Origin of the sequence: Kribbella sp. NPDC004536 (genome assembly GCF_042873835.1) — a bacterium.
GTDB lineage: Bacteria > Actinomycetota > Actinomycetes > Propionibacteriales > Kribbellaceae > Kribbella.
On the sequence record NZ_JBIALY010000002.1, the window covers coordinates 637,841 to 651,756 of the forward strand.

The window sequence follows — 13,916 nt, forward strand, 5'->3', positions numbered from 1 at the left end:
ACCTCCTGTCGTTCAGCCCACCCGCGAGATCCCCACGCCGCTGCGGGCGTCGGCGCCGTACTTGGCCAGCTCGGAGGGCAGGTCCAGCCGGGAGATGCCGGTCTTGTTGCGGTCCTCGTCGGTGAGCAGGTCGGCGGGGATGATCCAGACGATCTCGAACTCCAGACCGTCGGGGTCCTTGCCGTACAGGGACTTGGTGGTGCCGTGGTCGGACGCGCCGACCAGCGCACCGGCTTCACTCAGCGCACCGGCCAGCGACTCCAGGTCGCCGAGCGTGTCGACCTCCCACGCGAGGTGGTACAGCCCGACCGTGGTCCGGCCCGCGCCGGACGGACCGGCCTGGGACCCGATCTGGAACAGGCCGAGGTCGTGGTCGTTGCTGGACCCGGGCGCGCGCAGGAACGCCGCGCCGGGAATCGCGTCGCCGGTCTCGGTGTAGCCGAAGCCGAGGACGTCTCGGTAGAACGCGACGCTCGCCGCGACGTCGCGCACGTACAGGACCGCGTGGTTCAACCGGAAGATCGCCATGTCACCGATGATAGTTGAAGGCTAAACTTTTTTCTAGCGCCGGCGTCTGAATTTCTTCTGCGGGGTCTTCTGGGCGGTCTTCTGGGGCGCGCGCTTGGGCTTGGGGAGATCTGGACCACGTGAGCTGTTCACGGTCCGGCCGCGGACGATCCCGATCAGGTGCTCGACCAGTTCGCGGTCGTCGCCCTCCCGCCAGCTGAGCGCGACCTGCGACTCCGGTACCCCGGTCAGCGGGCGGTAGGTGAGGTCCTTGCGATGGTGCAGCCGGGCCAGCGACTGCGGGACCACCAGCAGACCGGTGCCCATGGCAACCAGTTCGACCGCGTCCCGGGTCCGCTCCGGACGGTCCTCGATCAGCCGGCCGGGTGGGTGTGCCCAGTCGAGTACGTCGTCCAGCGGGTGCAGCATCAGCTCGTCGGCGAGGTCGTCCGTACCGATCTCCTCCGCGGCCGTGATCACGTGGTCCTTCGGCACGACCACGACGCTCTGCTCGACGTACAGCGGGATCGCGTGCAGGCCGGTGCGGTCGATCGGGAGCCGGAGCAGTACGGCGTCGAGCTCGCTGCGCCGGACCAGGTCGGGGGCGTCGGCCGCGCCCACCTGGACGAGCTCGAGCGGGATGCGGGGGAGTCGCTCCGCCCAGATCCGGGACCATTTGGCGGGCGTCACGCCGGGGACGTAGCCCAGCCGGAATCCGGTCACGGTCGCCAGGCTACCGGGCACTACGCTGCTGCCATGACAGCGCGTAAGGCCCAGACCATGAAGCCCGCCACCGCGGCGAAGAAGCTGGACGTGTACCTGCCGGCCACGCCGGCCGAGTTCCAGGAAGGCGTCGTGTCCCGGGACGAGCTGAACGCGCTGCAGACGGACCCGCCGGAGTGGCTCCGCGAGCTCCGCAAGAACGGCCCGCACCCACGCTCGGTGGTCGCGGCCCGGCTCGGTGTGTCGATCAGTGGGCTCGCGCGGGCCGGGATCACCGAGGCGCTCACGACCGAGGACATCGAGGCGATCCGGGCCGAGAACCCCGACTGGCTGGAGCGCGAACGCGCCACCCAGGCCGAGGTCCGCCGCCAGGAGGCCGAACTCCGGAACCGCAGCTCTAGCTGATCCGGACCCGCAGCCGGCGGAAGCCGCGGCCCTTGCTCTCCATCTTCACGACCTCCATCCGGCCGATCAGCGCGGTCGAGGCGACATGGGTGCCGCCGTCGGCCTGGGTGTCCAGGCCCGCGATGTCGACGATCCGGACCACCTCGAGGTCCGGCGGCAGCAGGTTGGTCGCGGTCCGGATGATGTCCGGGATCGCGAACGCCTCGTCCCGCGGCAGGTTGCTGACGGTGATCGCCCGGTCGGTCCGGATCTCGGCGTTGACCGCCTCCGCGACCCGGTCCTTGAAGTCCGGCGGCACTTCGTCCAGGCCGAAGTCCATCCGCGCCGACAGCGGCTCCATGTTCCCGCCGGTGACGAGTGCCCCGAAGTCGCGGAACACCACGCCGGTCAGCACGTGCAGCCCGGAATGGGTCCGCATCAGCTGGGTACGCCGCTCGTCGTCGAGCGCGCCGCGGACCGCCGTACCGACGACCGGAACCGGGTCGCCTTCGTGCGGGACCAGGTACAGGTCGTCGCCCTTGACTGTTCCGGTGATCCGGGTCCGGACGCCGCCCCACAGCAACACGCCTTCGTCCGGCGGCTGGCCGCCGCCGCCCGGGTAGAACGCGGACCGGTCGAGTACGATCCCGCGCTCCGGGTCCACGCCGACGACCGTCGCGTCCCACTCCCGTACCGATGCGTCGTCCAGGTCGAGCCGATGGGTATGGGTCATGACTCGACCAACGCCGTGAACGCTTCGAGGGCATGGTTGATGTTGTCGATCGAGTTCGCGTACGAGAACCGCAGGTGCCCCTCGCCGTACACCCCGAACGACGTACCGGGCAGGCAGGCGACGCCGGCCTCGGCCAAGAGGCGGTCGGACAGGGTTGCGGCCGGTACGCCGAGTTCGGTGATGTTCGGGAACGCGTAGAACGCGCCGCCGGGCTGCACACACGACACACCCGGTACGGCGTTCAGGCCGGACACGATCACCTCGCGCCGTTCGCGGAACGCTTCGAGCATCCGGTCGACGTCGTCCCACGGACCTTCGAGTGCGGCGATCGCGGCGTACTGGCTGAACGCCGACGTACACGACACCGAGTTGATCATCAGCCGGGTCACGGGTTCCACCAGCGGCTCCGGGAACACGCCGTACCCGAGCCGCCAGCCGGTCATCGCGAACGTCTTCGACCAGCCGTCGAGCAGCACGGTCCTGGACGCCATGCCGTCGACGTCGAGCACGCTGTGGTGCGCGCCGTCGTACCGCAGGGCCCAGTAGACCTCGTCGCTCAGTACGACCAGGTCGTGCTCGATCGCGATCTCCGCGATCGCCTGCAACTGCTCCGGCGTGGACGCGCTGCCACACGGGTTGTGCGGCGAGTTGAGGATCAGCAGCTTGGTCCGCTCGGTCACCAGCGAGCGCAGTTCCTCGGGGTCGACGACGAACCCGTTCTCCTCGCGCAGCGGGACCGGGACCGGGGTGGCGCCGGCGAAGGACGCGATCGATGCGTACATCGGGAAGCCCGGGTCCGGGTAGAGGACCTCGTCGCCCTGCTCGCAGAGCGCCAGGATCGTGAAGAACATGATCGGCTTCGCGCCCGGGGTGATCAGAACCCGGTCGGGCGTGGTCCGCAGCCGGTCGGTCCGCTCCAGGAAGTCCGCTACCGCGGTCCGCAGCTCGGGGATGCCGGGCGCCGGCACGTAGTGCGTGTAGCCCTTGTCCAGCGCCTGCTGTGCCGCGGCGATCACGTGCGACGGCGTGTCGAAGTCCGGCTCGCCGATCTCCAGGTGCACGATCTCGCGGCCCTGTGCCTCCAGCGCCTTGGCCTTGGCCAGCACCTCGAACGCCGACTCGGTTCCCAACCGGTCCATCCGTTGAGCAAGTTTCACGCCACCACCCTAGGCCTGCGAGGATTGCTACGTGGCACAGGTAGCGGTTACCGGAAGCAGCGGCAAGCTCGGGCGAGCGGTCGTCGACCATCTCGCGGAGCACGGGTGGGACGTGGTGGCGCTGGACCAGGCGCCGCCGGCGCGGACCGACGTGACGTCGACGCGGGTGGACCTGACCGACTTCGGCCAGACCTACGAGGCGATCGCGGGCCTCGACGACCGGCACGACGGGGTCGACGCGGTGGTCCATCTGGCCGCGGTGCCGGCGCCGGGCCTGCGGCCGAACGCGGCGACGTTCCACAACAACATGACCGTGACGTACAACGTGTTCTCCGCGGCGCTGCGGGCCGGCGTCCGGAACGTCGTCTGGGCGTCGAGCGAGACCGTGCTCGGGCTGCCGTTCGACGAGTTCCCGCCGTACGTGCCGGTGGACGAGGACTACCCGCCGCGGCCGAACAGCACGTACTCGCTGGTCAAGACGCTGGAGGAGGAGCTCGCCCGGCAGCTGTGCCGGTGGCACCCGGACCTGAAGCTGATCGGGCTGCGCTTCTCGAACGTGATGTACCCGGAGGACTACGCGCGGTTCCCGTCGTTCGACGCCGACGCGCAGGCCCGGAAATGGAACCTGTGGGGCTACATCGACGCCCGCGACGGCGCGCAGGCGGTCCGCAAGGCCCTCGAGTACGACGTGACCGGGACCGACGTGTTCATCGTCGCCAACGCCGACACGGTGATGTCGCGGCCGAACGAGGAACTGCTCGCCGAGGTGTTCCCCGGCGTGCCGGTCAAACGACCGTTCGGACCGAACGAGACGCTGCTGTCGATCGACAAGGCACGCCGGTTGCTCGGCTACGAGCCCGAGTACTCCTGGCGGGGCCCGAACGGGAACAGCCCGTCCGGGTCGTAGGCGGCCCGTACTTCGGCCAGCCGGGCGAACGTGTCCGCCGGCCAGGACGCCTCGTACGAACCCGGTAGCGCGAACCCACCCGCGAAGTTGACCGTGGTCTCGGCGCAGACCCACGGCGCCAGCTTCGCGAGCAGGGCGTCGACCGTTGCCGGGAGCACCTTTTCGAACAGGCTCGGGTCCGGTACGCCGATCATCGTCATCGTGCACGCCCCGCCGCGGCCGCCGACCGCGCTGCCCTCGGGGACGTCGCGCTCGGTGGCGCCGCCGAGGTGCCGCACCTCGACCGCGATCAGCGGGAGCTGCTGGTCCGGGCCGGCCACGTCCAGGAAGGCCGCGACGAAGTCGGCGTCGGGTTCGTCGAGCAACAGCCCACGGTCCCAGGCCGGCGTCGGGTCCTTGGGGTCGTTGTGGATCAGTGCGATGTCGGCGGCCGGCATCTCGCCGACGGCGTCGATCAGCGTCGTACCGGCGTCCCGGATCGGCTGGAACAGGCGCTTGCCCGCGGCCGCGTCACCGACGTACGCGAACCGGACGCTGAGTACGGTCTTGCCGCGCAGCGGTGCCGGGATGAACTCCAGCGGCGGCAGCCGGAGGACGACGACCGACGAGTTCGCCTCCTCGGGCAGCGTCTTGGTCCACTCGACCCAGGTGCCGAACACCGGCGCGATGTGCTCGGCGTCGAAGAACACCGAGCCGCCGTAGAGCGTGCTCAGCTCGACCAGCGCGAAGTCCATCGAGGTGACGATGCCGAACCCGCCCTTGCCGCCGCGCAACGCCCAGAACAGGTCGTCGTTCTCGGTCGTACTGGCTGTCACCGCGCCGGTCGCCGTCACCACCCGGAAGCTGCGCACCCAGTCGGACGAGAAGCCGTACGTGCGGGCCAGCGGGCCGAGGCCGCCGCCGAGGGTGTACCCGATACAGCCGACCGCGTCGGACGCGCCGGTGATCGGCGCGAGCCCGTGCGGCGCGGCGGCCGCGATCACCTCGGCCCAGCGGGAGCCTGCGTTGATGTGGGCGGTCTGCGTCTCGGCGTCGACGGTCACGCCGGTCATCCGGGTCGTGGTGACGACGATCCCGCCCTGGATCGGGTTCGGGATGCCGTGGCCGGTGGCCAGCACGCGGACCGGCGTACCGGTCGCGGCGGCGGCGCGTACGACCGCCACGGCGTCGTCCTCGGACGTCAGCCCGACCACGACGTCCGGGGTGTGCGTCACCGCCAGGTTGAAGCCGGACAGTTCCTCGGCGTACCCGTCGTCGGTGGGCGTCAGTACCGGTCCGGCAACCTCGTTGCGCAGCCGGGTGATCAGCTCTTCAGTCATGTGGTTTCCCCTCCTGCGCGGCAGTTTTCCGCACACCGGGGTCATGCTCTAGCAGAGCTGAGAACACGCCTTGGAAGGGGGCCGACTCGACGGTAACAGGCCAAGCCTGAAAGCCTGTGCCAGCAACGGCCAAGCTTTTGCGATCCAAAACGGCCCGTTGGCGGACGCAGGGTGAGACACGGAGGCGGTCTATGTTCAAGCGTATCGCAATAGTGAACCGGGGAGAAGCCGCGATGCGGCTGATCAACGCGGTCCGGGAGGTCAACGCCGAAGGCGGTGACCCGATCGAGACCGTGGCCTTGTTCACCGACGGCGAGCGCACGGCCACGTTCGCGCGGGCCGCGGACATCGCGTACCCGCTCGGGCCGGCGTCGGCCCGGCCGTACCTGGACCTGGCCGTGTTGGAGCGTGCGCTGCTGGAGACCGGGGCGGACGCCGCCTGGGTCGGCTGGGGGTTCGTCGCCGAGGACCCGGCGTTCGCGGAGCTGTGCGACCGGATCGGCGTCACCTTCATCGGCCCGTCGGCCGAGGCGATGCGCAAGCTCGGCGACAAGATCGGCTCGAAGCTGATCGCCGAGGAGGTCGGCGTACCGGTCGCACCGTGGAGCCGGGGCGCGGTCGAGTCGCTGGACGCGGCACTCGCGGCCGCGGAGCGGATCGGGTACCCGTTGATGCTCAAGGCAACGGCCGGCGGCGGTGGCCGCGGCATCCGGGTCGTGCGGTCCGCGGAGGAGCTGTCCGACGCGTACGCGCGCACCAGCGAGGAGGCGGCCCGCGCCTTCGGTAGCGGCATCGTCTTCCTGGAGCGGCTCGTCACCGGCGCCCGGCACGTCGAGGTCCAGGTGATCGCGGACGGCCAGGGTACGGCGTGGGCGCTCGGCGTCCGGGACTGCTCGGTGCAGCGCCGCAACCAGAAGGTGATCGAGGAGTCGGCGTCGCCGCTGCTGTCCGCGTCCCAGGTCGAGGACCTGAAGGCGTCGGCCGAGCGGCTCGCGATCGCGGTCGGGTACCGCGGCGCGGCCACGGTCGAGTTCCTGTACCACCCGGGGGAGAAGTCGTTCGCGTTCCTCGAGGTGAACACCCGGCTGCAGGTCGAGCACCCGATCACCGAGCTGACCACCGGGTTCGACCTGGTCAAGGCCCAGCTGCACGTCGCGAACGGCGGCCGGCTCGAGGGCACCAAGCCGGTCGAGAGCGGGCACGCGGTCGAGGCCCGCCTGAACGCCGAGGACCCGGACCGCGACTTCGCGCCGTCGCCCGGCCGGATCGCCGTACTGGACCTGCCGGCCGGTCCCGGGATCCGGGTCGACACCGGGGTGAGTGCCGGCGACAGCATCCCGGCCGACTTCGACTCGATGATCGCGAAGATCATCGGGTACGGCCGGACCCGCGAGGAGGCGCTCGCGCGGCTGCGGCGGGCGATGCAGGCGACGACCGTACTGATCGAGGGCGGCGCCACCAACAAGAGCTTCATCCTCGAACTGCTCGACCAGCCCGAGGTGATCGACGGCAGCGCGGACACCGGCTGGATCGACCGGGTCCGCGGCGAGGGCCGGCTGGTCTCGCACCGGCACTCCGGGATCGCGCTGGTCGCAGCCGCGATCGAGGGGTACGAGGACGCCGAGCAGGTCGAGCGGACCCGGCTGTTCGAGACCGCGCACGGCGGCCGTCCGCAGGTGCAGCACGAGGTCGGCCGCGCGATCGACCTGAAGCTGCGCGGCGCGAGCTACCAGGTGACCGTGGCGCGGATCGGCCCCGAGCGGTTCCGGGTCGGCGTCGGCAACGGGCAGCTGAAGATCGTGGACGCCGAGCTCGAGCGGCTGGACGAGTACACGAGCCGGCTGGTCGTCGGCGGGCAGCGGTTCCGGCTGGTGACCGCGACGCACGGCCCGGTGCACCTGATCGAGGTCGACGGCGTCACCCACCGGGTCAGCCGCGACGAGGGCGGCGTACTGCGGTCGCCCGCGCCCGCGCTGGTCGTCGCGACGCCCGTACAGGCCGGTGCCGAGGTCGAGGCCGGCGCGCCGGTGCTCGTACTCGAGTCGATGAAGATGGAGACGGTGCTGTACGCGCCGTTCAAGGCCACCGTCAAGGAGCTGCAGGTCTCCACCGGTAGCCAGGTCGAGACCGGCGCGCCGCTGCTCCGGCTGGAGCCGGTCGCTGACGAGGGCGAGTCGGCCGAGGCCGCTCCGGTGCACAACGGCGTCGAGCTGGACCTGCCGAACGGGAGCGGCGAGAAGTCCGCGGCCGAGCGGGTGGAGCGCGGGCTGGACGACCTGCGGAGCATGCTGCTCGGGTTCGACATCGACCCGCAGGACGAGGGCGGCATGCTCGCCGACTACCTGACCGCGCGGTCGGAGCTCGCGCATCAGCAGTCCGGGCCGCCGGTCGGCTCCGAGATCCAGCTGCTGACCGTGTTCGCGGACTTCGCCGAGCTGAGCCGGAACCGGCCGGCCGGTGCGGACACCAGCATCGAGAACCGGGTGCACAGCCCGCGCGAGTACTTCTACACGTACCTGCAGAGCCTCGACCCGGACCGCGGCGGGCTGCCGCCCGAGTTCCAGGCGCGGCTGACCCGGGTGCTCAGCCACTACGGCGTGAACGGTCTCGAACGGAGCCCGGAACTCGAAGAGGCGGTCTTCCGGATCTTCCTGGCGCAGCAGCGGTCGACGCCCGACGTACTGATCGTCACGTCGGTGCTGCAGCGGTGGATCGCCGAGCCGCTGCCGCTGGACGAGTCCGTGCACGACCTGCTGGACCGGCTCGTGCTGGCCACCCAGCTGCGGTTCCCGGTGGTCGGGGACCTGGCCCGGAGCGTGCGGTTCCGGTGGTTCGACCAGCCGCAGGTGGACGCCGAGCGGGCGTCGATCATCGCGGGCGTGGGTGACGAGGTCGCGGACCTGGCCGAGCGGCCGGACGCGCCGGACCGGCAGCAGCGGATCGACGCGCTGGCCGCGATCCCGGAGCCGATCGTCCGGTTCCTGGCCCAGCGGCTGGAGGCCGGCTGGGGCGAGCGGGAGCCGATGCTCGAGGTGCTCGTGCGCCGGCACTACCGCGAGTACGAACTGCACGACCTGCGCGCGTTCGCCGTCGACGGGCGGCCGTTCGCGACCGCCGACTACTCGATCGACGACAAGCCGAGCCACCTGGTCACGACCGTCGGCACGGTCGCCGAGCTGGCCGACCCGGACAGCGGCCTGTCCCGCGCGCTGACCGACCGGATCGACGCCCGGACCGCGGGCCACGAGGCCGTCGTCGAGCTGTACCTGTACGGCCCGGACCTGCCCGAGTCGCAGCAGGAGGCGTCCGACCTGTACCGCCGGATGGTCGCCGGCCTGCCGATCGCCCAGCGGGTCCGGCGGATCTCGGTCGCGGTCGCGCCGGGGCAGGGCCGCCCGGTCTCGTACTTCACCTACCGCCCGGCCGGCGGGTCGATGGCCGAGGACGACAACGTCCGCGGCGTGCACCCGATGGTCGGCCGCCGGCTGAACCTGTGGCGGCTGCGGGACTTCCGGATCACCCGCCTGGACGCGCCGGAGGACGTACTGCTCTACTACTGCGTCGCGCGCGACAACGAGGCCGACCGGCGGCTGGTCGCGCTGGCCCAGGTACGCCAGTTCGCGGTCGCCCGCGACGAGGACGGCCAGGTCACGTCGCTGCCGCACGCCGAGCGGGCGATCTCGAACTGCCTGGAGGCGATCCGGCGGGCCCGGACCGCGCGCGGCGCGGCCGGCGCCAAGCTCGACATGAACCACGTGTGGGTGCAGATCTGGCCGGTGGTCGACGTCCAGGTCGACGAGGTGACCGCGCTGCAGCGCAACATCGCCCCGATGACCGCGGGCGCCGGCATCGAGGAGGTCCTGGTCCAGGGCGACGTGGTCGCGCCGGACGGTTCGGTCAACCCGGTCGCGGCCCGGTTCTACTACCAGCACGGCGCCGGGGTCGTGACGTCGATCGAGCAGCCGCCGACCGGGCGGTTGCTGCCGCTGGACGATTACGCGCAGAAGGTGCAGCGGTCCCGGCGGCGCAACACCATCTACCCGTACGAGGTCAGCGGGATGGTGGCCGGCCAGGGCGGGTCGTTCGTCGAGCACGACCTCGACGACGCCGGCAACCTGGTCCCGGTGGACCGGCCGAAGGGCCTGAACAAGGCCGGCCTGATCGTCGGCATCGTCACCACGCCGACCGAGCGGTACCCCGAGGGCGTCACCCGGGTCGCGATGAGCGGCGACCCGACCAAGGCGCTCGGCGCGGTCGCCGAGGCGGAGTGCTCGCGGATCATCGCGGCGCTCGACCTGGCCGAGCGGCTCCGGATCCCGGTCGAGTGGTACTCGCTGTCGGCCGGCGCCCGGATCTCGATGGACTCCGGCACCGAGAACATGGACTGGGTCGCGAAGGCGCTGAAGCGGATCGTCGAGTTCACCCAGGACGGCGGCGAGATCAACGTCGTGGTCGCGGGCATCAACGTCGGCGCGCAGCCGTACTGGAACGCCGAGGCGACGATGCTGATGCACACCAAGGGCATCCTGGTGATGACGCCGGACAGCGCGATGGTGCTGACCGGCAAGCAGACGCTGGACTTCTCCGGCAGCGTGTCGGCCGAGGACAACTTCGGCATCGGCGGGTACGACCGGGTGATGGGCCCGAACGGCCAGGCGCAGTACTGGGCCGCGGACCTGAAGGGTGCCCGGGACGTCCTGATGACGTACTACGACCACACCTACATCGCGCCGGGGGAGCGTGCGCCGCGGCGGGCGGTTTCCACTGACCCGGTGGATCGCGACGTCACGCCGTACCCGCACGAGGCGGCCGGCAGCGACTTCAAGACCGTCGGCGAGATCTTCTCGGCCGCGACCAACCCGGACCGGAAGAAGGCGTTCGACATCCGCACGCTGATGCGGGCGGTCACCGACCAGGACCACCCGGTGCTGGAGCGCTGGGCCGGGATGGCCGACGCCGACACCGCGGTGGTGGTGGACGCGCGGCTCGGCGGGTTCCCGGTCTGCCTGGTCGGGATCGAGTCCCGGTCGGTGCCGCGCCGGGGCTTCCCGCCCACCGACGGCCCGGACACCTACACCGCGGGCACGCTGTTCCCGCGGTCGTCGAAGAAGGTCGCCCGGGCGATCAACTCGGCCAGCGGGAACCGGCCGCTGGTGGTGCTGGCGAACCTGTCCGGGTTCGACGGCTCGCCGGACTCGATGCGGAACCTGCAGCTCGAGTACGGCGCGGAGATCGGCCGCGCGATGGTCAACTTCCGCGGGCCGATCGTGTTCTGCGTCGTCTCCCGGTACCACGGCGGCGCGTTCGTGGTGTTCTCGAAGTCGCTGAACCCGTCGATGACCGTGCTCGCGGTGGAGGGATCGTTCGCCTCGGTGCTCGGCGGCGCGCCGGCCGCGGCGGTCGTGTTCGCGGGCGAGGTCGACGCCCGGACGGCCGCCGACCCGCGGGTCGCGTCGCTGGCCGAACGGGTCGGCGAGGCGTCCGGTGCGGAGCGGGCCGCCCTCGCGACGGAGCTCGCCGACGTACGAACCGTCGTCCGGGCGGAGAAACTGGGCGAGGTGGCGACCGAGTTCGACCGGGTGCACAGCATCGAACGGGCCCGCGAGGTCGGGTCGGTCGACGAGGTGATCAAGGCCAGCGAGCTGCGGCCGAAGTTGATCGAGGCAATCAGTTCCGGGGTACCCGGACAGTGATCGGTGGTCTAGCCTTGAGTAATGCGTGCCGACAGGGGCGGTCGCAACTGGGCTCGGTCGTTGATCATGTTCATCGGCGTGAGCGCGCTTTCCGGTGCGCTCGCGGCCGGACTGGCGATCCCGTTCGCGGGGTTCGTCGGGCAGGGATCGGCACAGGTCGCGGCGACCGTTGAGAACCTGCCCCGAGAGTTCGAGAGCGATCCACCCGCCGTCCGCAGCCGGATCCTGGCCGCGGACGGCACCCTGCTCGCCACCCTCTACGAGCAGAACCGGGTACCGATACCGCTGAGTTCGGTCGCGCCGATCATGCGCAAGGCGATCGTCGCGATCGAGGACTCCCGGTTCTACGACCACGGCGCGCTCGACCTGAAGGGCACGCTGCGCGCGATGGTGCGCAACCAGACCGGCGGTGAGGTGCAGCAGGGCGGGTCCAGCATCACCCAGCAGTTCGTCAAGATGAGCCTGGTCGAGAAGGCGAAGACCGCGGCCGAACGCGCCAAGGCGACCGAGGTCTCGTACGAACGCAAGCTGACCGAACTGCGCTACGCGATCGCGGTCGAGAGCGAGTTCTCCAAGGACGAGATCCTCGAGCGGTACCTGAACCTGGCGAACTTCGGCGCCGGGACGTACGGCGTACAGGCCGCCGCGCAGCACTACTTCCGGACCTCGGCCGCCAAGCTCACGCTGCCGCAGGCGGCGATGCTGGCCGGCATCGTGAAGAACCCGTCCGGCTACAACCCGACCCGCGATCGCGCCCGCGCCCGGGCCCGCCGGGACGTGGTGATCAAACGGATGCTCGAACTCGGCGTGATCACCGTGGGCCAGGCGAACCAGGCGCTGCGGACGCCGATCGACCTCTCGCAGATCGAGCCGGTGCCGAACGGCTGCGCGAACTCGCGGTACCCGTTCTACTGCGACTACGTCGTGTCGAAGCTGCTCGCCAACCCGGCGCTCGGTGCCACTGTGAAGGACCGCGACCACTACCTGAAGACCGGCGGGCTGCTGATCCGGACCTCGATCGACCCGCAGATCCAGGCCGCCGCGCAGGCGTCGATCGACAAGCACAGCAAACGGACCGACAGCACGATCGCCGCGATCACGATCGTCGAGCCGGGGACCGGTCTGGTGAAGGCGATGGTGCAGAGCAAGCCGTACGGGAACGGGCGGCATGAGACGAACTACAACTACAACGTCGAGAAGTCGTACGCCGGCGGGTACGGCGGGTTCCAGAACGGCTCGACGATGAAGGCGTTCACGATCGCGGCCGCGCTGGCCAAGGGCATCCCGATGGACTACCGGATCAACTCGCCGGAGCAGATCGACCTGACCAACGCGCGGTTCCAGACCTGCCACGGGTGGACGCGGGACCCGACGTACCGGCCGAAGAACTCGACCCACAGCGGCAACCTGACCATGGTCGAGGCGGCGCGGTTCTCGACGAACACGTACTTCCTGCAGCTGTCGGAACGGACCGGCCTGTGCTCGATCGCGAAGATCGCGGGCAAGCTCGGGATGTACAACGCGCAGACCGGCGAGCCGCTGGACCAGGTGATGTCGATGACGCTCGGCGTCGGGTACGTGACGCCGCTGATGTTGTCGAACGCGTACGCGACCTTCGCGGCGCGCGGGAAGTACTGCAAGCCGCTCGTGGTCACGTCGGTGCGGGACAAGGCCGGACGGCCGGTGCCCGGGCCGGGCTTCGACTGCCGGCAAGCCATTCCGCGGCAGGTCGCCGACGGGGTGAACCGGATGCTCAGCCAGGTGATGATGCCGGGCGGGACAGGTGGGCACCTGCGGTTCGGGAGCCGCGACATGGCCGGCAAGACCGGAACGATCCAGCAGAACCTGGCCGTCTGGTTCTCCGGCTACACCCCGAACCTGGCCGCGGCCGCGGTCGTCGCGGACGCCAGCCTGCCGTACAAGAACCTGATGCGGCAGACCCTGAACGGGGAGCGCATCGCCGACCCGACCGGCTCCGGCACCGCCGGACCGCTGTGGGAGACCGCCATGCAGGGCGCCCTGCACGGCCTCCCGGTCGAGCGGTTCGTCGCGCCGCCGAAGAAGATGATCGGCGACCCGAACGCCGTCGGGGACACCAGCAAGAAGAACGACCCGAAGAACCCGAAACCGAACCCCAAACCGAAGCCGCACGGTTAGAGCGGGCGGAGGTCCTTGCCGGACACCCAGGTGAGCTCGCCGTCCTTGGTCCGGAACCGGCCGAGCCACTCGCCGTTGTGCCGGATCCAGACGTCGAGCTCACCGGTGGTCCAGGTCGCCCGTTGCACCTCCTGGGCCGGATCGACGTGCCGTACGGCGTCCGCGGCGCGGGGGCCGTGGGCGTCGTACTGCACGTCCAGATCCGACGCGAGCTCGCGGGCCCGCGCCTCGTCGTCGATCCCTGTTGCACGCCACCCGTTGACCGCACCGTCCCAGACGCCGAACCTGTTGGATCCGTCGTCGGACGGGCGAACCGTGAACCGACCAAGCATGTTT

Annotated in this window: 10 protein-coding genes; 4 read left to right on the forward strand and 6 right to left on the reverse strand. The window is 70.6% G+C overall.

Features of this window, described 5'->3' with window-relative positions; translation table 11 throughout:
- Nucleotides 1–12 precede the first annotated feature (12 nt).
- On the reverse strand, nucleotides 13–528 hold the full coding sequence (locus ACFYRU_RS17875) for a VOC family protein (RefSeq protein ID WP_387659724.1): 516 nt from the start codon (nucleotides 526–528) through the stop codon (nucleotides 13–15).
- Between the two features lie 33 nt (nucleotides 529–561).
- Nucleotides 562–1,230 (reverse strand): LysR substrate-binding domain-containing protein, encoded by a 669-nt coding sequence (locus ACFYRU_RS17880; protein ID WP_387659727.1) that lies wholly within the window; start codon nucleotides 1,228–1,230, stop codon nucleotides 562–564.
- 33 nt (nucleotides 1,231–1,263) lie between these two features.
- Here ACFYRU_RS17880 and ACFYRU_RS17885 point away from each other — a divergent pair, with 33 nt between their 5' ends.
- Complete coding sequence (locus ACFYRU_RS17885; protein ID WP_387659729.1) at nucleotides 1,264–1,635, forward strand: DUF5997 family protein; 372 nt, start codon at nucleotides 1,264–1,266, stop codon at nucleotides 1,633–1,635.
- On the opposite strand, the gene ACFYRU_RS17890 is transcribed toward ACFYRU_RS17885, so the two are convergent.
- Both ACFYRU_RS17890 and ACFYRU_RS17895 read right to left on the reverse strand, forming a co-directional pair.
- Complete coding sequence (locus tag ACFYRU_RS17890; protein ID WP_387659731.1) at nucleotides 1,628–2,347, reverse strand: alanyl-tRNA editing protein; 720 nt, start codon at nucleotides 2,345–2,347, stop codon at nucleotides 1,628–1,630. The genes ACFYRU_RS17885 and ACFYRU_RS17890 overlap by 8 nt on opposite strands.
- Entirely contained in the window at nucleotides 2,344–3,504 is a 1,161-nt protein-coding gene (locus ACFYRU_RS17895) for a pyridoxal phosphate-dependent aminotransferase (RefSeq protein WP_387659734.1), read from the reverse strand. Before ACFYRU_RS17895 ends, ACFYRU_RS17890 begins: the two co-directional genes overlap by 4 nt.
- 31 nt (nucleotides 3,505–3,535) lie before the next feature.
- Between ACFYRU_RS17895 and ACFYRU_RS17900 the strand changes: the two genes are divergently transcribed.
- Nucleotides 3,536–4,411, forward strand: coding sequence for an NAD-dependent epimerase/dehydratase family protein (locus ACFYRU_RS17900; RefSeq protein ID WP_387659737.1), 876 nt, complete (start codon nucleotides 3,536–3,538; stop codon nucleotides 4,409–4,411).
- On the opposite strand, the gene ACFYRU_RS17905 is transcribed toward ACFYRU_RS17900, so the two are convergent.
- Nucleotides 4,354–5,730, reverse strand: a complete 1,377-nt coding sequence (locus ACFYRU_RS17905) for an FAD-binding oxidoreductase (RefSeq protein WP_387659740.1) — start codon at nucleotides 5,728–5,730, stop codon at nucleotides 4,354–4,356. The genes ACFYRU_RS17900 and ACFYRU_RS17905 overlap by 58 nt on opposite strands.
- A 191-nt stretch (nucleotides 5,731–5,921) precedes the next feature.
- Between ACFYRU_RS17905 and ACFYRU_RS17910 the strand changes: the two genes are divergently transcribed.
- Together ACFYRU_RS17910 and ACFYRU_RS17915 are read left to right on the forward strand one after the other, a co-directional pair.
- Entirely contained in the window at nucleotides 5,922–11,423 is a 5,502-nt protein-coding gene (locus tag ACFYRU_RS17910; RefSeq protein WP_387659743.1) for a carboxyl transferase domain-containing protein, read from the forward strand.
- A gap of 21 nt (nucleotides 11,424–11,444) precedes the next feature.
- The gene (locus ACFYRU_RS17915; protein WP_387659746.1) at nucleotides 11,445–13,580 is read left to right on the forward strand and encodes a transglycosylase domain-containing protein; all 2,136 of its coding nucleotides are present in this window, start codon (nucleotides 11,445–11,447) and stop codon (nucleotides 13,578–13,580) included.
- Here the strand turns inward: ACFYRU_RS17915 and ACFYRU_RS17920 are convergent.
- Entirely contained in the window at nucleotides 13,577–13,912 is a 336-nt protein-coding gene (locus tag ACFYRU_RS17920) for a hypothetical protein (RefSeq protein ID WP_387659749.1), read from the reverse strand. The two genes, ACFYRU_RS17915 and ACFYRU_RS17920, sit on opposite strands and share 4 nt — an antisense overlap.
- Nucleotides 13,913–13,916 lie beyond the last annotated feature (4 nt).

Excerpts from the sequence above, each read along its gene's own strand:
- ACFYRU_RS17890 (WP_387659731.1), bottom strand. The coding sequence starts at position 2,347 with ATGACCCATACCCATCGGCTCGACCTGGACGACGCATCGGTACGGGAG.
- ACFYRU_RS17915 (WP_387659746.1), top strand. The coding sequence starts at position 11,445 with ATGCGTGCCGACAGGGGCGGTCGCAACTGGGCTCGGTCGTTGATCATG.
- ACFYRU_RS17875 (WP_387659724.1), bottom strand. The coding sequence starts at position 528 with ATGGCGATCTTCCGGTTGAACCACGCGGTCCTGTACGTGCGCGACGTC.
- ACFYRU_RS17885 (WP_387659729.1), top strand. The coding sequence starts at position 1,264 with ATGACAGCGCGTAAGGCCCAGACCATGAAGCCCGCCACCGCGGCGAAG.
- ACFYRU_RS17910 (WP_387659743.1), top strand. The coding sequence starts at position 5,922 with ATGTTCAAGCGTATCGCAATAGTGAACCGGGGAGAAGCCGCGATGCGG.
- ACFYRU_RS17920 (WP_387659749.1), bottom strand. The coding sequence starts at position 13,912 with ATGCTTGGTCGGTTCACGGTTCGCCCGTCCGACGACGGATCCAACAGG.
- ACFYRU_RS17905 (WP_387659740.1), bottom strand. The coding sequence starts at position 5,730 with ATGACTGAAGAGCTGATCACCCGGCTGCGCAACGAGGTTGCCGGACCG.